22 protein-coding genes are annotated in these 24,696 nt (G+C 53.0%); 17 read left to right on the plus strand and 5 right to left on the minus strand.

Annotation, left to right across the window (positions count from 1 at the left end; genetic code table 11):
* Positions 1-69: 69 nt before the first annotated feature.
* The 9 genes from CX651_RS19880 (at position 70) to CX651_RS13565 (ending at position 9,830) form a co-directional block, all read left to right on the plus strand.
* Complete coding sequence (locus tag CX651_RS19880) at positions 70-255, plus strand: hypothetical protein (RefSeq protein WP_146226017.1); 186 nt, start codon at positions 70-72, stop codon at positions 253-255.
* Between the two features lie 12 nt (positions 256-267).
* Positions 268-699 carry a polymorphic toxin type 15 domain-containing protein gene (locus CX651_RS13530; protein ID WP_101056475.1) on the plus strand — a complete coding sequence of 144 codons (432 nt, stop codon included), beginning with the start codon at positions 268-270 and terminating at the stop codon, positions 697-699.
* 12 nt (positions 700-711) lie between these two features.
* On the plus strand, positions 712-1,428 hold the full coding sequence (locus CX651_RS13535; protein ID WP_101056476.1) for a GAD-like domain-containing protein: 717 nt from the start codon (positions 712-714) through the stop codon (positions 1,426-1,428).
* Between the two features lie 1,024 nt (positions 1,429-2,452).
* Positions 2,453-3,415, plus strand: a complete 963-nt coding sequence (locus CX651_RS13540) for a DmsE family decaheme c-type cytochrome (protein WP_101056477.1) — start codon at positions 2,453-2,455, stop codon at positions 3,413-3,415.
* A 15-nt stretch (positions 3,416-3,430) separates the two neighbouring features.
* Positions 3,431-5,425: an MtrB/PioB family decaheme-associated outer membrane protein gene (locus CX651_RS13545; protein ID WP_101056478.1), complete on the plus strand. Its 1,995-nt coding sequence runs from the start codon at positions 3,431-3,433 to the stop codon at positions 5,423-5,425.
* A 28-nt stretch (positions 5,426-5,453) separates the two neighbouring features.
* On the plus strand, positions 5,454-7,970 hold the full coding sequence (locus CX651_RS13550) for a DMSO/selenate family reductase complex A subunit (protein ID WP_101056479.1): 2,517 nt from the start codon (positions 5,454-5,456) through the stop codon (positions 7,968-7,970).
* Between the two features lie 14 nt (positions 7,971-7,984).
* A complete protein-coding gene (locus tag CX651_RS13555; RefSeq protein ID WP_039034824.1) occupies positions 7,985-8,665 on the plus strand; it encodes a DMSO/selenate family reductase complex B subunit in 681 nt (226 codons plus the stop codon).
* A 49-nt stretch (positions 8,666-8,714) separates the two neighbouring features.
* Complete coding sequence (locus CX651_RS13560; protein WP_101056480.1) at positions 8,715-9,377, plus strand: TorD/DmsD family molecular chaperone; 663 nt, start codon at positions 8,715-8,717, stop codon at positions 9,375-9,377.
* Positions 9,378-9,389: 12 nt separating this feature from the next.
* Entirely contained in the window at positions 9,390-9,830 is a 441-nt protein-coding gene (locus CX651_RS13565; RefSeq protein ID WP_101056481.1) for a hypothetical protein, read from the plus strand.
* A gap of 18 nt (positions 9,831-9,848) precedes the next feature.
* On the opposite strand, the gene CX651_RS13570 is transcribed toward CX651_RS13565, so the two are convergent.
* The 3 genes from CX651_RS13570 to arfB all read right to left on the minus strand — a co-directional run bounded on the left by CX651_RS13570 (position 9,849) and on the right by arfB (position 11,290).
* On the minus strand, positions 9,849-10,229 hold the full coding sequence (locus tag CX651_RS13570) for an acetyl-CoA carboxylase biotin carboxyl carrier protein (RefSeq protein ID WP_101056482.1): 381 nt from the start codon (positions 10,227-10,229) through the stop codon (positions 9,849-9,851).
* Between the two features lie 41 nt (positions 10,230-10,270).
* Positions 10,271-10,714, minus strand: coding sequence for a type II 3-dehydroquinate dehydratase (gene aroQ / locus CX651_RS13575; protein ID WP_101056483.1), 444 nt, complete (start codon positions 10,712-10,714; stop codon positions 10,271-10,273).
* 159 nt (positions 10,715-10,873) lie between these two features.
* Positions 10,874-11,290, minus strand: a complete 417-nt coding sequence (gene arfB, locus CX651_RS13580; protein WP_101056484.1) for an alternative ribosome rescue aminoacyl-tRNA hydrolase ArfB — start codon at positions 11,288-11,290, stop codon at positions 10,874-10,876.
* A gap of 170 nt (positions 11,291-11,460) precedes the next feature.
* On the opposite strand from arfB, the gene CX651_RS13585 reads away from it, so the two are divergent.
* The 6 genes from CX651_RS13585 (at position 11,461) to CX651_RS13610 (ending at position 18,473) form a co-directional block, all read left to right on the plus strand.
* Complete coding sequence (locus CX651_RS13585) at positions 11,461-11,826, plus strand: SpoIIAA family protein (RefSeq protein ID WP_025009267.1); 366 nt, start codon at positions 11,461-11,463, stop codon at positions 11,824-11,826.
* A 79-nt stretch (positions 11,827-11,905) separates the two neighbouring features.
* Positions 11,906-12,082: a DUF3012 domain-containing protein gene (locus CX651_RS13590; RefSeq protein ID WP_039034819.1), complete on the plus strand. Its 177-nt coding sequence runs from the start codon at positions 11,906-11,908 to the stop codon at positions 12,080-12,082.
* A gap of 97 nt (positions 12,083-12,179) precedes the next feature.
* Complete coding sequence (locus CX651_RS13595; RefSeq protein ID WP_101056491.1) at positions 12,180-12,575, plus strand: hypothetical protein; 396 nt, start codon at positions 12,180-12,182, stop codon at positions 12,573-12,575.
* 273 nt (positions 12,576-12,848) lie between these two features.
* Positions 12,849-14,117: a TolC family protein gene (locus tag CX651_RS13600; protein ID WP_101056485.1), complete on the plus strand. Its 1,269-nt coding sequence runs from the start codon at positions 12,849-12,851 to the stop codon at positions 14,115-14,117.
* Positions 14,118-14,197: 80 nt separating this feature from the next.
* Complete coding sequence (locus tag CX651_RS13605) at positions 14,198-15,256, plus strand: efflux RND transporter periplasmic adaptor subunit (RefSeq protein WP_226564672.1); 1,059 nt, start codon at positions 14,198-14,200, stop codon at positions 15,254-15,256.
* Positions 15,257-15,266: 10 nt separating this feature from the next.
* Positions 15,267-18,473, plus strand: a complete 3,207-nt coding sequence (locus CX651_RS13610) for an efflux RND transporter permease subunit (RefSeq protein ID WP_101056487.1) — start codon at positions 15,267-15,269, stop codon at positions 18,471-18,473.
* Between the two features lie 183 nt (positions 18,474-18,656).
* On the opposite strand, the gene CX651_RS13615 is transcribed toward CX651_RS13610, so the two are convergent.
* Together CX651_RS13615 and CX651_RS13620 are read right to left on the minus strand one after the other, a co-directional pair.
* A complete protein-coding gene (locus tag CX651_RS13615; protein WP_101056488.1) occupies positions 18,657-19,226 on the minus strand; it encodes a TetR/AcrR family transcriptional regulator in 570 nt (189 codons plus the stop codon).
* Between the two features lie 85 nt (positions 19,227-19,311).
* Positions 19,312-19,863: a carboxymuconolactone decarboxylase family protein gene (locus CX651_RS13620; protein ID WP_101056489.1), complete on the minus strand. Its 552-nt coding sequence runs from the start codon at positions 19,861-19,863 to the stop codon at positions 19,312-19,314.
* Positions 19,864-20,404: 541 nt separating this feature from the next.
* Between CX651_RS13620 and CX651_RS13625 the strand changes: the two genes are divergently transcribed.
* The gene (locus tag CX651_RS13625) at positions 20,405-24,082 is read left to right on the plus strand and encodes a DUF4132 domain-containing protein (RefSeq protein WP_101056490.1); all 3,678 of its coding nucleotides are present in this window, start codon (positions 20,405-20,407) and stop codon (positions 24,080-24,082) included.
* A 66-nt stretch (positions 24,083-24,148) separates the two neighbouring features.
* On the plus strand, positions 24,149-24,696 hold a 548-nt coding region (locus CX651_RS13630; protein ID WP_157822688.1), incomplete at its 3' end, for an AAA family ATPase.

The following is a 24,696-nucleotide window of genomic DNA, read 5'->3' on the forward strand; positions in this document are numbered from 1 at the left end:
AATAAAGACAAAGACAAGAACAAGAAAAAGAACAAAGTCAAGGAAGATGAGCACCAGGAAGACGATGGCGTGCATCCATCTTTGGTGCGAATGCGCCCGCCCGTGGCAGTGCCCTGTTTTCGCCCATCCGATAATATGATTAACAAATTCCCCGGCTCCCGGGAGGACTTGGAAAGGCACTATGCCAATCAGCTCAAACATCAAGAGGCCGGTCTCAATGACCTGACCCTGGCCGAATATCTTGAGAATCGTTAACGCTATCGCGACATGCAGCGCGGCGATGCCCACCTTAGCCAAAAGAAATTCAGAGAGACATTTAAGGAAGAAACGACTGGGTCATTGTTTGAGTCATACCAGAAAAACCTGACTGAGAGGGAGCTTAAAGATATTGAGTTCCTGGAATCATTGGAGCGGCGAGCTGAAAAGCGGGCAACGGAAATCATGCAGGATTTGGCGGCGCTGCACGACCCGGATATGGTGGCGGCCGGCTACGGCGATAACATCAGTCGTATGGGTAACAGCCGGGTCAACTCCTCCATTGGTAGCCAATGGGCCCAACGGCCCAAGGGGCAAACAGGCGCTAAAAGCCGTGTGGCGCAACTTGACGAGGCGATGGAAAAAGCCCTGCAACGTTATGGCCCGGAAGCGGCGCAAAAGATTAAACTTCAGGTGCAGCTCAAGCGCTGCCCGGTCAATTAGAGTGAGGAAGAGATGGACACACCGGAATACAGTGAAGAAGTTACGGAAAAACTCCAGTTTTTTATGTCTTATTTTGTCGAGCGTAAGTTCGGCGAGCCTTGCTATCAACGCTTTCCAACCCCCGAGGAGCTGGCGCGCTATCGCGGAGTACTGCCGGACTTGTTACTGGCGATATGGGAAACGGTCGGCTTTTCGGCCTATGCTGACGGCGGCCTCTGGTTGGTGAACCCGGCAGACTATGAAGATGTCCTGGAGCGAATACTGGAGCCGACTGTATTTATTGAACAGGATATCTACCATGTGATTGCCCGCAATGCCTGGGGTGACTTGATACTCTGGGGTGAAAAGGGTGGTAACAACCTTAAGGTGAGGTCATCCGTACAGTGGATTAACACCAGCGCCACCAATGCACCAGAACAGATTGCTGCGGGCAAAGCCAATGAAGCCATACGCTGGTGCCTTTGTATGACACAAAAGAGCTTTTTGGAATCTAAAGACGAAAAGGATAAGCCCATGCTTGAGAGGGCCATCGCCAAGCTGGGAAAATTGGCCGAGGATGAAATGTACGGCTTTGTCCCATTTTTATTTATGGGCGGTAAAAGCCACTTGGGGAATCTGCAAAAGGTGAATATTCACACCCACCTGAACCTGATAGCCGATATGGGTGAATTTGAGGTGATTGACTTTGCCGGCATGACCCGGGCTGCTATTGATAAGTTCGGCGCCTGATAGCGACCATTCTCCCGTACAGCCATGCCTCCGAGTGTCTGAGTATCAGGGGCTCAGGCATGGCTGCTCACTCGCGTTAATCAGGTTGTGCTCTGCAGAGCAGAGTGTTTCCTCCTTAATGTGATGGTCCGCTTCCCTTCTAGGCAACTATGCTGAGATTGGATTTGGACAGGAAGTAGGCCATCATGTTTATTTAAGTACTTGGTGTAAGCCTGTCTAAAGGCCGCAGAATGATGAAGCGTTTGTTCCAGGGGCAATGCTGTTGTGACTCAGTTTGGAGGCTTCCTGGTTAATGATAATCTGATGTTGAGCGGTGTTTGTCGTTAGGCTTGTTATGTAGAGATGTGAGTGTTGTACTGTTGGTTCCAGGTCTTTGCTGCGAACCATGCCTTGCATCCAGGTTTGCTGGTCGACGCAGGGCACATATTGAACCTGTTCGCAGCTTCCTTAGATGCGTTCAATACTCACGGAAGTAATATCTCTTATTTGCATGCTTTGCATCCAATCCGGCAAGTTAACTCAGAGTGATGATGGAGCTTGTTAAAGCCTTTCTTATTCCCAATCCTGAAAATAAAGTTATTTATTAAATAATAAAATACTTATCAATAATTGAAACAATATATGTTCTATATGATTTTCATTTTCATATTCGTTGTTTATGTTTTAATGATGCATATTCTTTGAGTGTATTTGAATTGTGATTTATATCAATCATGCGATTATCATGCATCTATTTCTTTGTTGCCTTTTTGTTGCCATGTTTGTTTCGGATTTAATCCTTTTAATTAACGATTTTTATTTTTTTCTTGTTGTTCAAAACGTTATTTTTGGTCAATTTATTGACATTTATTGTTTATTATGTGCTTTTGAGTGATCCGCGTCATGTTGTTGTGTTGTTTTATATGTCTATCCCAAATTTAATATGTGGAAATATAACATTTAATAATTCGCAAAATAGATGCCTTAGAATTGTGTTTAGGAGAAAGCTGTCTCCTGTTTAAAAAATAGATGATAAGGCCGGAGAATGATTAATTTTATCAATAAAGGCTGGAACTTTTGCCTATATACACTGAGCGCTGTCTTGTTGCTTTTAACTTCCTTGGTTCAGGCTACCCCGTGGGATAATTTAACTGCAGCTGAACTTGAACAGCAATTGGCTGAAAAGTTCAGTGAAGGGAAATATTCCCCAAAAGGTGCTGATTCCTGTCTGATGTGCCACAAAAAAGATCCTAAAGTCATGGCCCTGTTTAAAGGAACCCATGGCGAAATGAACAATAGTCGCTTACCTATGGCCGGGCTGCAGTGTGAGGCTTGCCATGGCCCCATGGGAAAACATAACCGTGGCGGTAAAGAACCTATGATTAGCTTCGGCCCGGAGTCCAAGCTCTCAGCTGAAAGTCAGAATAGTGTTTGCCTTGATTGTCACCAGAATACGGAACAGATGGCTTGGCACAACAGTTTGCATAATCTGGAACAGGTAGCCTGTGCCGATTGCCATCAGGTGCATACCGCTGAAGACCCTATGCTGAATCCTTTACGGATCAACGAGGCCTGCACCAGCTGCCATACCCGTGCCAAGGCCGATATGAGCAAGCGTTCATCCCACCCTCTCAAGTGGGATCAGATGACCTGTATCGATTGCCACAACCCTCATGGTTCCTTGACCGAAAGTGCACTGAAACAGAGCAGTATCAATACCACTTGCTATGAATGTCATGCCGACAAGCGTGGCCCTGTATTGTGGGAGCATGCTCCTGTGGTGGAAAACTGCGCCAACTGCCACAACGCCCACGGCAGTGTGAACGAAGCCTTGCTGAAAGCCCGGGTACCCCAGTTATGCCAACAATGCCATGCCGACGATGGTCATGCCGCGCGGGCGGTATCCCAGAGTGGTATCAGTGCTTTTGGTGCCGGCAAAAGCTGCTTGAACTGCCATAGCCAAATCCATGGTTCCAACCATCCCGCCGGCAGTGTGCTGTCCCGTTAATCAGGAGTGTTGAAGATGAGATTTCCTTTGAATCTGTTGACTTTGGCACTGCTGGGTGCTTCAGGAACTGTTGTGGCTGCAGACTTTGGGGTTAGCCGCGCCAATACAGACAAGGTCAATACTGCCGCGTTTCAATGTCGACAATGTCAGCTGACGCCAGGCTTGGCCGGTGAGGCTACAGTGAATGCCGGGTACAACGACAGCGATGATATCCACAGCGGTAATGCTTTTGGTGATGATCATGATGGTGTCGTTGCCAGTGTCGATGCTGCCCTTGGTTACCGCACCGAAAACGGGTATCGCAGCCAACTGCGGGCCCATAATTTGGGTCAGGATAACGGCTTTGTCAGCCTTAAAAGCGGCCGCCCCGGCCAGTATCAGATGACGCTGGATTATCGCAGTTTGACCCGTTATGAGAACGGCAACGTCGGCACCGGGCTTTGGCATAACCAGGGTATGCTGCAACCCGATAATACCCTGCGTTACCTGGATCTGGAACTGGAGCGGCAACAGGCTGGAATAGGCTTTCGCTATGACTTCGGCCAATTGGCCCAAATCGGTGACCTGAGCAGCTATGTTCGCTATGACAGAGAGGAAAAACAGGGCCACCGCAGTGCCAGTTTGATGACACCAAGGCCGGTCAACTTCGCTTTGCCGGTGGATGAGAGCAACGACAAGTTGCGGGCCGGGTTACAGCTCAGCGGCGATGATTGGTTTACTGAATTGGCGTATCAAGGTAGTCAATACAAGAATGACATCAACAACTTAATTCTGCCTTATGCCAGTGATGTTTACAGCGCTGCACCGGACAATCAGGCCCATCAACTGACACTGAACGGTCAGTACCGGCTGAGCAACACGGTAATCAGCGGCCGGGCAATTGCCGGACGGATGATCCAGGACGAAGGCTTGATCCAGATGACGGGAAACCCGCTGCAAAGCTGGGATGGTCAGGTAGATACCCTGGATGCAAACTTGGCCATCAGCAGCTTGGTCAATAGTCGTTTGCGCCTGGGTGGACAATTGGATTACCGCAAGCGCGACAATGATTCTACTGTTGCCGAATTTGTTCAGCTTGAATTCAATCCCGTCAGTGGCGCTATCCGGCAAAATCCTTTGCTGGATACTGAACGTCATGCTCTGAAACTCAATGCCAGCTACCGTTTGGCACCGGGTTACCGACTCCAGACAGGTTACGACTTCAAACAGCTTGAGCGCAGCTATGGTGAGCGGGAAGAAACCCGCGACCATAACCTGTGGGCCAAGCTGGGCATGCAGCTTTTCACTCCGCTGAAGCTTGATCTGAAAGCCAGTTTTGGTGAACGGGATGGCAGCCGCTATGAGGCGGCCGAGCTGACCTCCAGTGAAACCCAGAGCCTGTTGCGTAAGTATCACTTGGCTGATCGACGCCGGACCGCAATGGAACTTGGGTTGCAGTACACACCGCTGAGCTGGATGACGCTTGACCTGAACAGTCACTATGCCTTTGATGATTATCAAGAAACAGTCATTGGTCTTACTGAATCCCGCGATTATGGCTATGACCTGAACCTGACAATGCAGTTGAGCAAACAACTGAGTGTTTACGGTTTCGTCGGCCAGCAGTGGATCGCATCGAAACAGAGTGGCGACCAAAGCGCGACTTGGTACAGCGACATTGATGACAGCTTTATTAACCTAGGGGCAGGCATCGCCTACAGCGGTTTGCTGGACGAGCGCCTGACCTTGGGGGCTGACTATCAATTTGCCGATTCAGAGGGGGAAACCTGTATTGGAAGCGCTCAGTACGATGACTATTACAGTTTTAACCACAGTGTTGAGCTATACGGCCGCTACCACTTGAATGATGCCATGGCTCTGAAAGTGTCGTACCGGTACGAGCGTTACTTCGATACCGATGGCAGCGATGTCGGTATTGATGCCGTCACCGGCCTGACTACTTTGGGCGTATTGAATCATAACTATAACGCCCACCAGCTGATGTTCTCTTTCAGCTACCTGTTGCCTTGAGCAAACTTAAATCGTGAGGATAAATATAATGGAACGCAGAAGTTTCTTGAAAATGAGTGCCGCCCTGGGTTGCGCTGCAACAGTGTCTGGCTGTAATTCCAGCTCTGATGACGCCAATGTTGTCCCGCCAAAGCCACCTGTCAGTGAAGAGCAGATCAACTGGTCATCCTGCTTGGTTAACTGTGGCTCCAACTGTCCGATTAAAGTGTTCAGTCGTGATGGCATTATTACCCGGGTAGAAACAGATCATGAGGTAGAAGATGTCTACGGTCTTCATCAAATTCGTGCCTGTGCCCGTGGTCGTTCGTTGCGCCAACGTGCATATGCACCGGATCGCCTGAAAACACCAATGAAGCGAGTGGGTGAAAGGGGAGAAGCCAAGTTTGTTCCGATCACTTGGGATGAAGCAACTCAAACCATCGCAGATAATTTGCAGCGGGTGATTAACCAATATGGTAACAAGGCTGTATTCCGTAGCTATGGCTCAGGCGCTTATTATGGTTTTGCTTCCAATGCCTGTTTTAACCGTTTGTTTAACCTGGTAGGTGGTTGCCTTAACGCTTATGGCAACTACTCTTGGGCTCAGCAGATGGAAGCGGCCAAACACACTTTCGGGACCGGAAGTACTCAAGGCTCGTCGACCATAACTCTGGAACACAGTGACTTTTTCATGGGCTTTGGTTACAACCCCAGTGAAATTCGTCAATCCGGATCGGGTGAAGGGTACGACTACCTGCAGGCCTTGATGAAGAATAATGGCCTTAAAGTGGTGATGATAGATCCTCGCTATACCGACTCTATGTTGGGCAAAGAGTCCATGTGGTTGCCTATTCGTCCCGGAACCGATGCAGCGTTTGCCGAAGCTGTTGCTTTCGAGATGATCAGCACTGGTTGGGTAGATGCCAATTCACTTGGTTTTATCAATGAATATGCAGTGGGGTATGACGCGGCCTCCATTGAGAAACAAAAAGCATTGTTCGCTGCCAGTGGAGATGCCAGGAAGCAAGAATATGCGGCCTGTATGGACAGCAGCGATAACTACCATGATTACATCATGGGGGTTGGTAAGTTTGCCGCTCAAGGCGCGCGCACGCCTGAATGGGCCGAGAAAATTACCGGCATCAGCGCTGCTTATATCCGTCAGGTGGCCGAAGATCTGATGAATGCCAAGGCTCCCTATATCGTGGCCGGCGCCGGGGTTAACCGCCAGGCCAACGGTGAACAGAGCATGCGTGCCCTGTATATGCTTTCTGTACTGACAGGTAAGCTGGGTACTCTGGGGGCGTCCAATGGTGAACTGCCTTATATGAGCAGCATGTCACGTGCTGGTATTCCCACGGGTTCCAACCCGGTTAAGGAAGCTATCTCCTTCTTTACTTGGACCGAAGCGATTGAAAACGGTGAGAATTTTACCGCACGCACTCACGGTATTCGCGGAACTGCGGATCCTGATGAGAAACTGGGCAGCAATATTCACTTTGTGTTCAGTGCCTCGGATAGTTCTTTGCTGAACCAGCACGCTGAAATCAATAACACAGCGCGTATTTTACGTGATGCTGAAGACTTGTTTATCGTTTCCTGCGATTGCTGGATGACTCCAGGGGCCAAGTTTGCCGATATCATACTGCCCGATACCAGTTGGCTGGAGTCCAATGACTTGGTGAATGACTCATATGCCTCAGGTTCGCTTGGGTATTTGACCGCCATGTCTGCTGCAGTAAAACCTATGTGGGATTGCAAGTCCATGTATGAAGCCGCTGCCATGATCGCAGAGAAAATGGGTGTTGGTCAGCTGTTCACTGAAGGCAAAACCGAAGCTGATTGGTTGGAAGAACTTTATCAGAAAACCAAGAGTGCCAGCGCTAACCTAGGTGTCAGTCCGGCATTCCCAGCCAGCTATAAAGAAGCCCAGAAGATAGGGGTATTCCGCAAGAATATGGGTGACAAATATGTTGCTTTGGATAGCTATGTCAATGGTGGTAAAGCGCTATCTACGCCTTCAGGCAAGATAGAGATCTATTCTGCAGAGCTGGCTTGGCGCGCCAAAAACTGGGAGCAGAACAAGGTAAAAGGTGACTCCATTACAGCCATTCCTCAGTACACGGTGACTTGGGATGGTTATGAGGATCAGGACGCCATAGATGCAGGCTTCCCGCTGCAACTTGCCGGTTATCACACCAAGGGGCGCACCCACTCCAGCTACCACAACGTGCCTTGGTTACGTGAGGCTGTGGAAGATGCCGTGTGGATTAACCCCATCGACGCTGCCGCCTATCAGTTGACAGCCGGTGATGTGGTCGAGATGTACAACGAGCGGGGATCCATTGAGGTCAAGGTTCGGGTCACTCCTCGAGTGGCGCCAGGCGTTGTGGCATTGGGGCAAGGGGCCTGGTACCTGGCTGATGCCAACGGCCGTATTGGACTGTCCGGAAAAGTGATCGATGTCGGTGGGGCCATCAATACTCTGACTCGTTATATCCCAAGCCCGGTGGCCAAGGGGAACCCTCAACACACCAACCGTGTTCAGCTCATCAAAAAAGCGTAAGGGAGCACTTGTAAATGAATCAATCTACTCAATACGGCTTTTATGTCGATACCACCAAGTGCACTGGTTGCAAGGCCTGTCATGTATCTTGCAAAGACCGTCAGGGGGATTTGCTGCGCGCCAATAATAAACCTTTGGCAAACGGCGTCCCCAGCCTGAAAGGCGTTACCTGGCGCCGGGTTTATGAATATTGTGGTGGTAGCTGGTCTGTGGATCCCAATACCCAGACCTATAGTCAGGATGTATTTGCTTATTATATGTCCATTGGCTGTAACCATTGCAGTGAACCTGTGTGCGTCAAAGCCTGTCCAACCGGTGCTATGCACAAGCGTCGTGAAGATGGTTTGGTACATGTCGAAGAGTCTCTGTGTATTGGCTGTGAAAGCTGTGCCAGAGCTTGTCCGTATGACGCACCACAGATAGACAGAGAGCGTAAAGTGATGACCAAATGCGATGGTTGTCATGAACGCTTGGCTGAAGGGCGCCAACCTGTCTGCGTTGAGTCCTGCCCAATGCGAGCGCTGGACTTTGATACCATGGACAACTTGCGCGCCAAGTATGGTGACGGTGATGGTCATATCGCCCCCTTGCCCAGTGAATCGATTACTTCCCCTAACCTGATCATTAAGGCAAACCGCCATGGTCAACCTGCGGGAAGTGGTGCCGGCAAGGTGCTTAACCCTACTGAGGTGTAACTGGAAAACAGGCGCCCATGGGCGCCTGTTTTGTCCATCAGGAGATAAGATGTCTAAGTCTTTGTCTAATATAGTTTTAATTCAATATCAAGGGATGGCACGTCTTCTGCATCATCTGCTTTACGGTTACCCTAAATCTGAGTTGATCACCGAATTAAAGGTCAACCAAGTTGCCGAGACTTGGCCTGAACTGGCTGGTCGAGACGGTAACCGGATCGGTAGGGAAGCGCTGGCCAACTATTTGCAGCAATGGGACGAGACTCAATTTCTGGATCTGCAACTTGACTATGGACAACTGTTCTTCGGTCCCGGTGAACCTAAAGCCGTACCTTATGGTTCTGTTTATTTGGGTGAAGAACAAGTGTTGAACGACAGAAGCACTCTGGCGTTGATGGATTTTTATCAGGCTCATGATGTCAGTTTGCAGCTACCTGCAAGGGATCCTGTCGATCATATCGGCCTGTTCTTTAGCGTGTTGGATGCCAGTTTTGGACGCTTGGCTGCAGAGCCGGATAATCAGAGATTAGTGCGTTTTACTCAGGTATTACTGCAACAACATCTTCTTCCTTGGGCGGAGCGCTGCCTTGAGTTGGCTGCCGAGCATGCGCAAACTGAGTTTTATTTTGCAGTTGCATTGCTGGCCAGGGACTTTTTGCTGCAGCTGACAGAGGATTTTAATCTCATACCTATGCCTGCAAGATTGTTTCGGTAAGAGGAGTCTGGGGTGAGTGTTATTCATGCTTTGGGAGCCCAGTGGCAGAAGGCCGAGTTTGCAGAGCATTTGGCTAAGGCCCTGGCAACCCGCCCTGCGGTTTGTGAGTTGTCCGGTGGGGCTACCTCTTTGACCACCCTGTGTAACTTGGTAGCAGCCATCAGTTATCGGCCTGATGATCCCCGTTTTAGCCAAACACAGATAGATGATGGTCTGTTGTTATCTGTATTTTTTGATTGCTTCAGGCTCTTGTTTATCAAGGAAGTACAGCAAGAATCAGTCACTCAGGCTGAGCAGCAGATACTGCATTTGGCTCCCAAACTGGCGGCCGAGATGTCCGTCGAGGCTTTGAGCGAATCTCAGCAACTGCAGCGGCAGCAATTGTTGGAGATCAGCTCTCAGTTGGAGTCCTTATATACGCAGCGGCGCCAACTCAGCCGCAATATGGGGTGAAGCTGAAATTGAGGAAAGTTAGTCCAACACAAACAGGGTTTGCTGTAGTCCTACCGCTTCACCATTTTGTGCCAGTATGGCTTTAACTGTGCCGCTCTGTTCTGCCTTGACCGGATTAAGGGCTTTCATCGCCTGCACATAGCCCAGTACTGTGCCCGGCTCAACTTCTGTGCCCACCTCTACCAGTGGCTGGGCATGGTCGCCGGCGCTGCGTAAAAAGGTACCGGCCACAGGCGCCAGCACTTGCACGCTGTCATTACCAATACTGAAACTGGCCTGGGGGTGTTGTGGGCCAAAACGGCGGATACGCACGGCTTCCTGGCCTTCGGTAATTTCCAGCTCATTGATGCCGGATTCCTGCACCAATTCGATCAGTTTTTTGATTTTACGTATGTCCATCGTCATTCTCGGTACTAAAGGGTGACAGGACCTTCCTCTGCTCAGCCTTGTTTGAGAGCTTCTATGGCGGCTTCCAGGGCAAATTCATAACCCTTTGGCCCCAGTCCAACTATCACTCCCTTGGCCTTGTCGGAAAAAAAGGAATGATGGCGAAACGGCTCCCTGGCATGCACATTGGAAAGGTGCACTTCAATGAAAGGAATGGCGACCCCCAACAGCGCATCTCTGAGTGCCACGCTGGTGTGGGTAAAGGCGGCCGGGTTGATGATCACAAATCCGGCATCTGTGTTGTGGATAGCTTCTATGAGCTGGTATTCGGCATTGGACTGAATATGTTCCAGTTTTACTCCGGCGGCAAGCGCCTTGTCCTGCAATCCCTGCACCAGTTGCTCCAGCGTCAGCTGGCCGTAATGTTCCGGCTCTCTGCGACCAAGCAGGTTGAGATTGGGGCCATTCACCAAGAGTATTTTTGCCTGATTGCTCATATTGTTTTCCTTGCCTTGAGGGAGAGTCCGCACCTGAATTTGTGCCTCCCTGATTTCAGCAAAAGCTGTCGAATTTGTCGACCAATAGCCGCACAATCGCTGCACATTCCTTTCAGTTGCCAGCAATTATTGTCTATTCCGGCGGCAAGACTGGTCTTATCAGAAGCGGATCTTGTTCTGCCGCAGCGATTTCACTTCACCACGCTGCTTTTTGCTGTCGACCCGGCGCCTTTGGCTGGCGCGGGTGGCCTTGGTAGGAATACGTTTCTTGGCCACTTCGCTCACCGAAGCGACCAGTTCGATAAACTGTTGTAGTGCAGTTTGGCGGTTGGTGTCCTGGCTGCGGCTTTGTTGGCATTTGATAATGATCTTGCCGCTTTGAGTAATGCGGTGATCTGTCTTGGTTAGCAGCTTTTCCTTGTAGAAGTCCGGCAGCGATGAGGTCTTGATGTCGAAGATGAGCTGCGCCGCAGTGGAGACCTTATTCAGGTGCTGGCCCCCGGCGCCACTGGAACGGACAAATTGCCATTCGATTTCATTTTCTGAAACTTGGACACGGTTTGAGATCTTTATCATGGCAAAATAGCTGTTTTTTGAGGCAGTCGCTATATTACCATCCCATGGAAGCGTTTACTTCCTCCACAATGCGTAGAGTCTTGTAAGACTAAACTTCCTGTACGGGATAACCCATAGTCATCAGATACCGTGCCATAAGCAGGTATCGAAGGTTCAATGGAGCTTTGCTTATGTTGTGTCAAATTCCGGATATTGCCAAAGGCGTGATCAGCTTATTTGCCAGTGGCCGTATCACTGCCGAGGATTACCGCACATATCTGCGTCCCGCCATCAAGAGTTACCGTCAGGAGTGGGGCCAGGTCTGTCTTTACATAGAGGCAGATGTATTGTTGGAAGGCTGGGAGATGGCCTCACTCTCGGGAGCCGGTGAAGTGCAACTGCCTCCATTTGATGCTTTGGTATTTGTTGGTGGCCCTGACTGGGTCGGCAATGCGGTACGCTTGTTGGGGCCCTTTGTCAGCGCTGAACTGGCCTGGTATCCGCTGGAACATAAAGACGAGGCTATTCGTTGGATAGCCAAGCGTTCGGCCTGCTAGTTGTCAAAACCGCCTATAGGGTAAAGTCGGTTATTCTGCTATTCTGTGGCGATTAGGTAACTCAGATAAGGAAATTTCGATGTCATTATCCAAAATTTTTGCAGCATCTCTGGCGCTGGCTTTTGCCGCTGGATTGAGCGCTTGTGCCCCTGAAGTGGGCAGTGAAGCCTGGTGTAAGCAGATGGATGAAAAGCCCAAGGGTGATTGGAGCGCCAATGAAGCGGCCGATTACGCCAAGCATTGCGTGTTTAAATAACTGAACTTTATCTTGGCCTGTAGGTCTATTTGGGCACGGGCCATTTTACCCTTAACCGGAATTATCCTTGACTGTATTTGTCCGAAAATTGACTCATATGCTTATCGCCTTGGTGGTGCTGCAATTTTGCGCCGCTAATCTTGGCGCGCATCAGTTGCATCTGGGCAATCCGGCTGAGGAAGAGAGTAACCATCCTCATCTCAAGTTTGTCACCGAAGTCACAGTGATCAGCCAGTGTATCGATTGTACCTGTGAGTCAGAGACATCATCCGGGATGGATATTTCCAGTGTTACTCACAGTCATCTGCATTCTCATACTGAATCCCAACAGTTTGATCTCTGTCTCGACTGTCAATGTCATGGTGGTCACCTGTCTTTGCCTGTGACTCTGGCGCAGAGCCCGACTCCCTTGATGCATCCCAGGCCCCAGAGTCTGGAGCCCGCTTTCCAACCCTATTTCTCCACCCCGGATTACCGCCCCCCAATAGCTTGATTGACTGATTTCAGTGTTTGTGGTGTCCAGGCACAGTTTGCCTGTATTCCATGGCGCTTGCCTTGAGCTGTCTGCAGTCAGAGCCTTTAACCGCTTTAATCCTGACTATTTAATTCATCTCATGCGCTTTGGCTGATATAGCCGCAGCACTCTAGATCAGTATTCGATTCAACAAGCAAAGCATTAACCATTGACTTTAGATTTAACTCTAATGTTTACCCTTTGGCCACATGATTTTATTGCGGCTATATAGGTCTTTCCCAAGGAAAGTTTATGTTGAAATTTATAGTCTCCATGAGTCTATTGGGGCTGGGAGCGCTAGCCTCACAACCGGCTTTTGCCGCCGATAAGCCGGATACTTCCTATCTCGTTGGCGGCACCGAGTCTGAAGTGTCATTGGCTTGGCTCGAGCAACTGATGCAGCGAATGAAAACCTTACCCGAGTTTCAGGCTCAGGAAGCGAGGATCCGCGAGGCCCAGTATCTGGCAAAGGGCGCCGATCGCGCCATCTACAACCCAGAGCTGGGCTTGAGTTATCAAAATGCCCCGGAAGATGACACCTACAGCCTGTCACTCAGCCAAACCATTGACTGGGGCGATAAGCGCGCCGCGGCCAGCGCATTGGCACTGACACAGTTGATGTTGCTGGAGAGTGATATCGCTATCGAACGTTCCCGCTTGTATGCCGAGGTGTTGCAGGCCCTGGTCGATCAGAGCCTGGCACAGAAGAAGTTGATGTTCGTGCGGGCGCAGCAAAACTATGGTGAGCAGCAGTTGCAGATAGCCAGGCAAAGAGCCGAGGTCGGTGATTTGTCCCAGACGGAACTGAATCTGATGGAGTTGGAACAGGCCAGTGCCATCAGTGAATTGGCGCTGGCCCAGAAGGCGCTGCTGGATGCCGATACCCGTATTCTGGCGCGTTTTGGCCGGGCAGAGCTGCCCTTTGGCAGCTTCGCCGACCGGCTAGAGTTGCCCGCAACCGAGGTGCCCATGCCGACACTGACCAGCGCCGGGTTGCAACTGGAGTTGGCGCGGCTGCAAGTCAATCAAGCCAAGGCCCAGGCGGCGGCCGACCCCAATATCAGCCTTAACGCCGAGAGGGAAGGTTCCGACAACAAGCTGGGGATTGGGGTCTCTGTGCCGCTGCAGTTGCGTAACGACTACAGCGAGTCGATTAAGGCGGCAATGGAGGCGGTCACCGCCGCCAGCGCCCAGTACCAAAGCATTGAGATGGCGCTCAAACAGCAACAGCAACAGTTCAACTACAGCTTACCCAGATTGAAGCAGAGTTGGCTCGACTGGCAACAGCAAGCCTTGGTGGCCGGTCGCAAGGCGGCCGAGCTTTTGGGGCAACGCTGGCGCAGCGGTGATCTCAGCACCAGCGATTACTTGACCAGTCGGCGGCAATTGGCCAGCAGTTTTCAAGCCGGTCTCGAACTGGAAGCCGCCCTCTATCAAAGTTGGCTCGAGTGGATGGGCGCTTCGGGGCAACTGCCCGGCGCACTGCCGAAAATAGCCGTATCCCAGGAGAATGTCCAATGACAGCCCCATACAGACTAAGGTTCCGGACAATGAACAAGACTCTACAATACCCACGGCTGCAGGCCGCTTTACTGGCGCTGATGTTGGGGCTGTCCAGCCCCCTGACTGTCGCCGCCGAAGATGGACATGAAGATGAGCATCAGGCGCTGCAGCTCTCAAGTGAACAACGCCAACTGGCTGGCATTCAGATCCAAGAGGTCAGCGTCGGTGGCTTTAGCCTCAACGCTTTCGCCAATGCCACCTTGCTGGTGGATCGCGAGCGTACTGTGGTGCTGACGCCGCAGCTGGAAGTGCGGGTGTTGGAACGGCATGTGGTGCCGGGGCAAGAGGTAAAGGCGGGTGAGCCCTTGCTGACCTTGGGTGGCGCCGCCGTGGCCCAGGCTCAGGCCGACTATATCAATGCCGCCGCCGAGTGGAGCCGGGTCAGTCGCATGAGCGAGAGTGCCGTCAGTGCCAGTCGCAGGTTGCAGACCCAGGTCGATGTCAGTCTAAAACGCGCCATTCTCAAGTCGCTGCAGATGACGGATCAACAGATAAAGGCGCTGGAAAGCCGTCCCCAGGAGATAGGCCAGTATCAGCTGTTGGCACCCATAGATGGTCGGGTGCAGCAGGATGAGGTGCGCCTCGGACAGTTGCTCGGCGCCGGTAGCCAACTGCTGCAACTGACCGATGAGCGTTCGCTGTGGGTGGCCGCCGAGTTGACTCCGGCGCAGGCCGAAGGCTTGAGTGAAGGCAGCGAGACTCTGGTGCGGATTGGCGATCGCAGTGTCAGCGCCAGCGTGATAGGGCGCTCCCATGAGTTGTCCAACGTGACCCGCACCGAGCGGGTGCTGGCGCGGCTGGATAACACTCAGGTGCGTTGGCATGCAGGTCAGTTTGCCGAACTGTTTTTGCCCGATCCCCGCGGCGAAGGTGTGATGCTGCCGGATGCGGCATTGAGCCGCAGTGGCGATGGCGACTGGCAGGTGTTTATCGAAGATGATGATGGTTTTGAGGCCAAAGAGGTGCAACTGCTGGCCAGTGAGCGCGGCATGAACCTGGTATCCGGCATAGAGCCCGGAACCCGGGTCGTTACCGCCGGCGCCTTCTTCCTGGCATCCGAGTTGGCCAAGTCCGGCTTCGACATCCACAACCATTGAGGAAAGCACTATGCTGCAATCGTTAATAGATTGGGCTATCCGCAACCGCTTTCTGGTGTTGCTGGCCTTGATTGTTGTTTTGGTGGTGGGGGTGTTTGCCCTGCCAAAGCTTAATCTGGATGCCTTTCCCGATGTGACCAATGTGCAGGTTACTGTCAATACCGAGGCCGAGGGGCTGGCGGCCGAAGAGGTGGAAAAACTCATCTCTTATCCGGTGGAGTCCAGCATGTACTCACTGCCTGCAGTGACAGAAGTACGTTCACTCTCCCGCACCGGACTTTCCATAGTGACTGTGGTGTTTGAGGAAGGCACAGATATCTACTTTGCCCGCCAGCAGGTGTTTGAACAGCTGGCCACCGCCAAGGAGATGATCCCGGACGGAGTTGGGGTGCCGGAAATCGGCCCCAACACCTCGGGTCTTGGGCAGATTTATCAGTATATTCTGCGAGCCGAGCCGGACAGTAATATCGGCGCCGATGAGTTGCGCAGTCTCAACGATTATCTGGTGAAGTTGCTGCTGATGCCGGTTGGCGGCGTGACCGATGTGCTCTCTTTCGGTGGTGATGTGCGTCAGTATCAGGTCAGGGTCGATCCCAATCGGCTGTTGGCCTATGGCCTGTCGATGTCACAGCTGGAGCAGGCGCTGAATGCCAACAACCGCAATGCCGGCGGTTGGTTTATGCCCAATGGTCAGGAGCAACTCGTGGTACGCGGCTATGGTCTGTTGCCTGCGGGCCAGGCCGGGCTGGACGCCATAGGCCGCATTCCGGTGAGTGAATACCAGGGCACGCCGGTTACAGTTGCTGACTTGGCCGAGGTGGGTTTTGGCAGTGAAATCCGGGTCGGCGCCGTCACCATGACCCGTCGGGACGACCACGGCGAAGCCAAGGCTCTGGGCGAAGTGGTTGCCGGGGTGGTGCTTAAGAGGATGGGCGCCAACACCAAGGCCACCATTGATGATATCGCCGAGCGTGAGCAGTTGATCAGCCAGGCGCTGCCCGAGGGGGTCACCTTCGAGGTGTTCTACGATCAGGCAGACTTGGTAACCAAGGCGGTGACCACAGTGCGTGATGCCCTGTTGCTGGCCTTTATGTTTATCGTGGTGATCCTGGCACTGTTTCTGGTCAACGTACGGGCCACCTTGCTGGTATTGCTGTCGATTCCTGTCTCCATTTTGCTGGCATTGCTGGTGATGAGCTATCTGGGAATGTCGGCCAACCTGATGTCGCTCGGTGGTTTGGCGATTGCCATAGGTATGCTGGTGGATGGCTCTGTGGTGATGGTGGAGAACATCTTCAAACATCTGAGTGAACCGGATAGGCGCCACCAAGACCAGGCGCGGCAGCGCAGCGATGGCGAGGAAGACCCTTATCATGGCGAAGAAGACCAACACAGAGGCTCGATTGCCATGCGGGTATGGCAGGCCGCCAAAGAGGTGTGCAGCCCGGTGTTCTTTGCCACGGCGATCATCATAGTGGTGTTTGCGCCGCTGTTTGCCCTGCAAGGGGTCGAAGGCAAGCTGTTTCAGCCGATGGCGGTGAGCATCATCCTTGCGATGATCTCGGCGCTGTTGGTGGCACTGCTGGTAGTGCCGGCGCTGGCCGTTTATCTGTTCCGCAAGGGGGTGACTTTCCGGCAAAGCCCAGTATTGGCACCGCTTGAGCGGGCCTACCGCCCGCTGCTGCAAAAGGTATTGACCTCGCCTGGCAAAGTGGGGCTGGTGGCAGTAGTCATGTTGGGCATGAGCCTGTCACTGCTACCAAGGTTGGGTACGGAATTTGTGCCTGAACTGGAAGAGGGCACCATCAACTTGCGGGTCACCCTGGCACCCACCGCGAGTTTGGAGACTTCTTTGGATGTGGCGCCCAAACTTGAGGCTCTGCTGCTGGAGTTTCCCGAGGTGGAGTATGCCCTGTCACGCATAGGGGCTCCTGAGCTGGGCGGTGACCCTGAGCCTGTGAGCAATATTGAAATCTATATCGGTCTCAAGCCGTTGGATGAGTGGGCTTCTGCAGACAGCCGCGCCGAACTGCAACGCCTGATGGAGCAGAAACTCAGTGTCTTCCCCGGATTGTTGTTGACCTTTTCCCAACCGATCGCGACCCGGGTCGATGAACTCCTGTCCGGGGTCAAGGCACAGTTGGCCATCAAGCTGTTTGGTCCGGATCTCGATGTGCTGGCGGAAAAAGGCGAGCAACTGTCTAAACTGGTGGCCCAGGTGCCCGGCGCCGTGGATGTGTCTCTTGAGCAGATCACCGGCGAGGCGCAATTGGTGGTGCGGCCCAACAACGCGATTCTGGGACGTTACGGCATCAGCGTCGATGAAGTGATGTCGCTGGTGAGCACAGGCATAGGCGGCAGCAGTGCCGGTCAGGTGATCGACGGCAACGCCCGCTACGATATCAACCTGCGTTTGGCCAGCCGTTTCCGCCAGAGTCCGGATGCGATAGCCGATCTGCGTCTGGTGGCCACCAATGGGGCTCAGGTGCGTTTGGGCGAAGTGGCCGATGTCAGCATAGAGATGGCGCCGCCCAATATTCGCCGTGACGATGTGCAGCGGCGAGTGGTGGTGCAGGCTAACGTCTCCGGCCGGGACATGGGTTCCGTGGTGCAAGATATCTACAACCTGGTGCCCGAAGTACAACTACCGCCCGGCTATACCGTGATGGTGGGCGGTCAGTATGAGAACCAGCAGCGGGCCCAACAAAGGTTGAGTATGGTGGTGCCTATCTCTGTAGCGCTGATTGCCTTGTTGCTGTACTTCTCTTTTGGCTCTATCAAGCAGGTGGCACTGATCATGGCCAATGTGCCATTGGCATTGATTGGCGGCGTGCTGGCGCTCTGGCTCAGCGGTACCTATCTATCTGTGCCCAGCTCTATTGGCTTTATCACTCTGTTTGGGGTGGCGGTGCTCAATGGCGTGGTGCTGGTGGATTCAATCAACCAGAGGCGCAACAGCGGCGAGTCGTTGGATCAGGCGGTGTTTGAAGGCACTGTCGGCCGTCTGCGCCCTGTGTTGATGACGGCGCTGACTTCGGCGCTGGGGCTAATCCCCATCTTGATGTCAACCGGTGCCGGTAGTGAGATCCAAAAGCCGCTGGCCGTGGTGGTGATAGGTGGCCTGCTGAGCTCAACCGCATTGACTCTGCTGGTATTGCCAACCCTGTATCGAGCCCTGTATCTCAAGAGCGACGAGGAGCTGGAAACCTTGGATTGATGGGACGATGACGCGCCTTGAGTGGAAGATGAGAGCCGCTTTGGGTTATGGCCGGACTGCCTACCTGGCCTGCGTCTAAGGCCTGCCGCTTTACGGTAGGCCAGGGCAGGGATGCCCGCTTTTAAAAGGAAAGTATGCCGGGGAACTGCTTTTTGCTGCGGCTTTGAACACCAATTACAGGGTTCAGATCTTATCGGCGCCGAGCATGCGTTGCAGCAGTTGGCTTAGCCTGGTTATTGTTTCTTGTGGTGTGGCATGGCCGCAGGCCACGGCACTGGCGACTTCATTGATGGCGCCATGTATGGCCCAGCACAGCAGTTTACTTTGTGGGGTTGGCAAATTGAGGTAATCGGCAAAGAGTTCGCTGTAGAAATCGGTGAAGAAGTCGCGAATATCTGTGGTGATATTCTGATACTCGGGATAGCCGCGCAGCGCCGCAACTATCGCCTCATACTCGGGGCCGCAGCGTACGGCGCAGTCCAGATAGGCACGGCAGACCAGAGTGCATAGCTCTGCCAGTGAGGTTTTTTGCTCCGCTTCGGCTTGTTTCACCGCCTCGACAAATTGACTGTCGTAGTGGCGGTACATCTGTGCCAACAATCCTTGTCGGGTGGTGAAGTGGCGATAGGTCAAAGGCTTGGTTACTCCTGCTCTTTGAGCCAGAGTGTTCAAGGTCAGCGCATCGGTACCGGCTTCGCGGACAATCTCACAGGCAACTTCGAGCAACTGTTCCCGGCGTTGATCTTTGAACATTCTCTTCTTCACGTATCCCCCACAGATAGCTGGTTGAATTTAAATTGAAAAAGCGGCAATGCATCGCATTGTCGCTTCTCTTTTGTCACTCAGTATAGGGTTGCAGTGGAACCTTTGGAAAGTCGATTTTCGGCTGCACTGTATTGTTGACCCAGTTGCTGAAGTTATTCAGACCACTCCAGGCGCAGACCTGCATCACCTTGGCCTCACTGATCCCGGCATCCAGACAGGCCGTTAGCAAGGAGTCAGGCAACTTGCCTCTGTGTTGCAGTAGTGCCAGGGCGACATCCAGCAGCAACTGATCTTCGTTGTTATCGGCCTTGCCTTGCTGCGCCTTGATACAGGCATCGGGGCTGAGTCCGGCACGTTTCCCGGAAAAACTATGGCCGCTGACACAGTATTCGCAGCCATTATAGTTGGCAACCGCCAGAGAGATCATCTCCCGTTGGGCCAGGCTCAGCAGACTGTGTTCTTCCAGATTGGCCTCAAACTCCAGATAGCCCTTCATGACCGCACCATTTATGCCCAGAGCCGAATAGAAGTTGGGGATCATGCCGTAACGACTCTTGATCTCCTGCAATATGGGTTTGGCCAGTTCATCGGCATTGTCCAGAGTGCACTTGGTTAACCTTTCCACACTAAAACTCCTGTTGTTGTTATTGGCCGTTTACGGCTAGGGCGCAACGGCAAAAAAATACCAAGCTGTGCCGGTCGGCTGCTTTGCCTGTCCTTGAAACGGACGGCCTCGAAACGGATGCTCTTGAAACAGATACCCTTGAAACAACATTCACCGACACTTTGCTGAATAAGTTACTTATAGTAACAAGCGCAAAGTTACCATTGGTAACTTTTGTTTGCAATCTTTAGCTAGCTTGTTTTTCAAACAAGGTTTGAGACATTGACCATGACCCCTTGCCGGATATCACTGATTTTGCTGTTGGCCAATCAATTGCACTCTATGGGTAATATGGCGTCATCCCGGGGGAGGGCAGATCACACTTGGTGGCATCGAACTGTAACTGAGTGTTTTATAAGCGATATTATTTTTGCGTTTCCGTTAGAATTGCCCTTCCTCGTCCGAAAAGGAGGCTCGGCCGCCGGCTTAAGCAGGTGTTTACTGAATGTCTGCTATTGGGGGAAGGAAGAGATATTTGCTAATGACTCAAGGAATATGAGAGATGTTGGACGTATTAAAAAACAAGCTTGAAGCCCTCACCCGCCCCAATACAGACAAGTTACTGCTAGACGCTTGCCGGATTATCGACGAGCAGCAAACCGGTTTGGCACAAGCCGTCAGTCAGTATATTTTGAGCGGTGAACCTGTGGCGTGTCTGTCGCAGCTCCAGCAGCTCAGTGCCGGAGAAACACTGGCGCGGCCGGGTGTGTCCTATGGTTACGGACAAAATGATGAACGCTTGGTTCAGGCCCGTGATGCCATTAACCGGTTTGTGGCAACCGGTGCCTGTAATGAAGCGGCCGTTATGCGCCGTCTCGGCTTGGTGTGTCATGCCTGCAACCCCGACATAAGCATCTACGGCGTGCAAAACAGCTCGAGCGGCTGGCTCAATGGCGTGCTGATGCTGTTCAAAGAGTTGGCGGAAGAGTATTACGGTTGCCGTTTGGCGGGCAAAGATCTGCCCAGTCGTGACTATCTGGCCTCGCTGGTTGCGCAATATGAACACCCGCCCCATGAGCTGGAAGCCTTTATTCTTGAAGGTTCTGACTCTTATTATCACGATACTTTCCGCACCGCGCTGAGGAAGAGAACCGACTGGCTCAAGCTCAGTGAAGATCCTGAATATCTGCAGCTGTTGAAACAGTTGCATTTCAGCGGCCGTGAAACCTTTTGTGCTTTGCTTAATAAAGCCTGTCAGACCCTGTCACCGGCGCAGCTGCCGCTGGTCATGGCGTTGGCCGCCGATGGTTCGGCGACTGTCCGTGAAGAGGCCCTGAAACTGCTGAAAAAAAGCTCGCAACAAGAGCTGCTGGCGTTTCTGGAGCGGGAATTTCCGGCGGCCAAGGCTGCTACCCGTGGCCACTGGCTGGTTGTGGCCGGCCGCTATCCTGAAGCGACCCCCTTGCTGCAGCGCTGGCACAGTGAAGAGAAATCCGCCACGGTGAAAACGGCACTGGCGAAAATGCTGGATAACACGACCCGGCAGCAACAGAGTGAGCCGTTCAGCTGGGACATTCCGGCCGTTGCGGCCATTGATAATAACGTCAAAGTGCCTGAAGAATGGCTCGGTCTGTGTGAAAAGCAGTTGGCTAAAGAGATCAAAGAGTTCGAAGAAGATATTGCTGCAGCGGAGCACCCAGATGCCCCCAGCTACCTAAAAAGTTTTTTGGCCGACTACCGGAAAAGTCTGCAGCAGTGGCAGCAGATCAGCAGTACCAAGCTGCAAGCGGCGCTGATGGACCTCGAAAGAGGCCGGCAATCATCTCTGCCAGGGTTTTATTCTCTGATCAGCCACGCCGATCTCGACGAACACCCCAAGGCCTGTCTAAGGCTGATTTTGCGGATGGAACGCCATGAGCTCTCCTGCCATTCCTGGGAGCATATGCTGGGTCAGGAACATATTCTGAGAAGTCTGCAGGGGATGACGGATTTACGACAACTCTTGAGCCTGTGCAACCAAGAGAATCAACCCGCCGCGGCCTTGATTGAAGCCCTGTTTGGCTACGAAGGCCGGGAAGATGACTGGTTGCCGGCCGCCTGTGAACAACTGCTGATCTGGCCCTTCTTTGCCGAAAACCCCGACTATATAGAGCATGGTCTCAATGGCCGGGTGCTCAATGGAACCTATCGACACGATGCCAATCAGGTATTGATACAGACCTTGGCGATTCTGGCCGAATTTCCCAAGCTGCCGCAACACTGGCAAAGGAAGGTTCATGAACATGCCTTCAATGGCCGCAAAGCTATACAGGCGGCGGCTCAGTACTGCGCCGAACGCCACGGCGCCGATATCAGCCTTATCACTCCCGAGCTGGCCTCCGGCAGCAAGGATAACCGGGTGCTGGCCGCCACTTGGCTGGGTCGCCTCAAGGCGGCTTCGGCGCAGGAGGCATTGAGCCAGGCGCTGAATAAAGAGAAAGATATGCCAACCCGGGTAGTGTTGCTGGAAGCCTTGTTGCAAACCGGCGCCGATATCAGCCAGTTTCTCGGCAAGGAAGCGCTGCTGGCTGAAGCCAAGGCCGGCCTTAAAAAGGCGCCACCCAAGTCCATGGATTGGTTCCCGCGTGAATCGCTGCTCGCATGCCGTTTTGAAGACGGCAGCCCGGTCGAACCCGAACTTGTGTTCTGGTGGGTAGTCTTGGCGGTGAAACTCAAGCAGCCTCAGGGCAACCCATTGCTGAGTCACTATCTGTCGCTGCTGGATAGTGAAAGCCGTCAGCGCCTGGGGCATTTTATTCTGGCGGCATTTATCGCCCAGGATACAAGTGGTCCTTCGGATGATGAGGCATTGGAATATGCCAAGGCGCATCAGCAGCAGACCTTTCAATCTTATCAGCATTGGGCCAAATACGACTGGGGTCAGGAGTATCAACACAAGACCCTTGAGGATGCGTTTCAGGCCTGCTTTGCCGAGAAAAAGAATGAGCTCCAGGGCTCGGCCATCAAAGACAAGGGGATGTTGGCCCTGATCGCTGGCGGCGATGCGCAAACCCTGCTGGGCATGATCCAACCCTTTATGAAGAAGCGCTATGAGCGGCGGGCACAGATAGAGGCCATGTTGCAGGCCTTGGCCAACTCGGACGATCCTGTGGCGATTCAGTTTCTGCTGAGTATTTCGCGGCGTTATCGTACCAACTCGGTGCAGGAGTTGGCACGGGCGCAAGTCAGTCAAATTGCGGCCCGTAACGGCTGGACTCAGGATGAGCTGGCGGATCGCACTGTGCAGACGGCCGGGCTCGAACATCTGACCCAGCCCAGCCCGTTTGAATTCGGCAGCCGTACTTTGGCGCTGGCACTCGGGGACGACCTCAAGCTGAGATTGCTCAACGAAGAGGGCAAGCTGCTCAAGAGCCTGCCACAACCTCGGCAGACAGACAACGAAGGCGATATTGCCGAAGTGAAAAAATGGTTCAGCAACTGCAAGAAAGAACTCAAGCAGGTGGTTGAACAGCAAAGTGCCAGATTGTATGAGGCCATGGTCACAGAGCGGCATTGGCTCGCCGCAGACTGGCAGCAATACCTGCATCAGCATCCGGTCATGTATCGCCTGTTGCAGCGCACCCTCTGGCAGGTGGAGATTGATGGTCAATGGCAAACCTTCAGACCCACGGAAGACGGCGCCTTTATCGATATTGACGATGAAGAGCTGCAACTGCCCGCTGCGGCGAGTATACGCCTGGTGAGCGGTAACCTGTTACCGGAGGCAGCGCTGGATGCCTGGCGTTCACATCTCAAGGATTACAAGGTCAAGCCGCTGTTCGAGCAACTGCGAAGTGCCGAAGTGACGCTAACTGAAGACCAGGAGGCACTCAATGACCTGCGCGGCCGGATGACCGACTGCTATACCCTGCGTGGCCTGTTGACCAAGAAAGGTTATCAGCGCGGTGAAGCGGAAGACGGCGGTTTCTTTGATCACTACTTCAAGCGTTTCGATACCCTGGGGCTGAGAGTGGAGTTCGGCTTCAGCGGTAACTGCGTGCCGGAAGAAAACGAGGCCGCCGCCATCTATGACATTAAGGTCATGGAGCGGACCAATCCCCGCGGCCGTTATGCCCGCTACCGTCAACTGCCGTTGGCCGAGGTGCCGGTCAACCTGCTCAATGCCATCGCCGTTGACTATCGTGAAGTCGGCGACAAGTGTGTGGCAGATCCTGACTGGGAATCGAAACTGCCCTGGTAAAGGTCGATAACGGATGGATTAGGCTGCTGCCTTGGCAGTGACAGCCAATAAGGAGAAGCAAACAGGATGGAACAAGTCATTCGGGCTCATGCCGAGCAGCGTTATCGGGATGAACTGCAACGCTTGATGGCGGCCGACAAGGGGGTTATTCCACCGGGTTGGGCCATGTCGGCCGGGGCGGTGCGACGTTTTATCTGCGGCGATGCGGCGCTTGATATCAGCCGCAAATACTACGGGGAAGATGCCCTGGTGGAGCGGGCCATTGTCAGCCTGATGGGCAACAACGGCCTGATGCTGGTCGGTGAACCCGGTACTGCCAAGTCGATGCTTTCTGAGCTATTGAGCGCCGCCATCAGCGGCAGCAGTGAGTATCTCATTCAGGGCACAGCAGGCACTACGGAGGAGCAGCTCAAGTACAGCTGGAACTTTGCCCTGTTGCTGTCCGGTGGCCCCAGTCTGGAAGCCCTGCTGAAAAGCCCCGTCTATCAGGCGATGGAGCAGGGCAAGCTGGTGCGTATCGAAGAGATCACCCGCTGCCCGCAGGAGGTGCAGGATGTGCTGATCTCGCTAAGTCGGAGGCCAAGCGGTCTTAGGAAGACAATTCGTATCCGCAA

The organism is Shewanella chilikensis (genome assembly GCF_002836945.1).
Lineage (GTDB): Bacteria > Pseudomonadota > Gammaproteobacteria > Enterobacterales > Shewanellaceae > Shewanella > Shewanella chilikensis.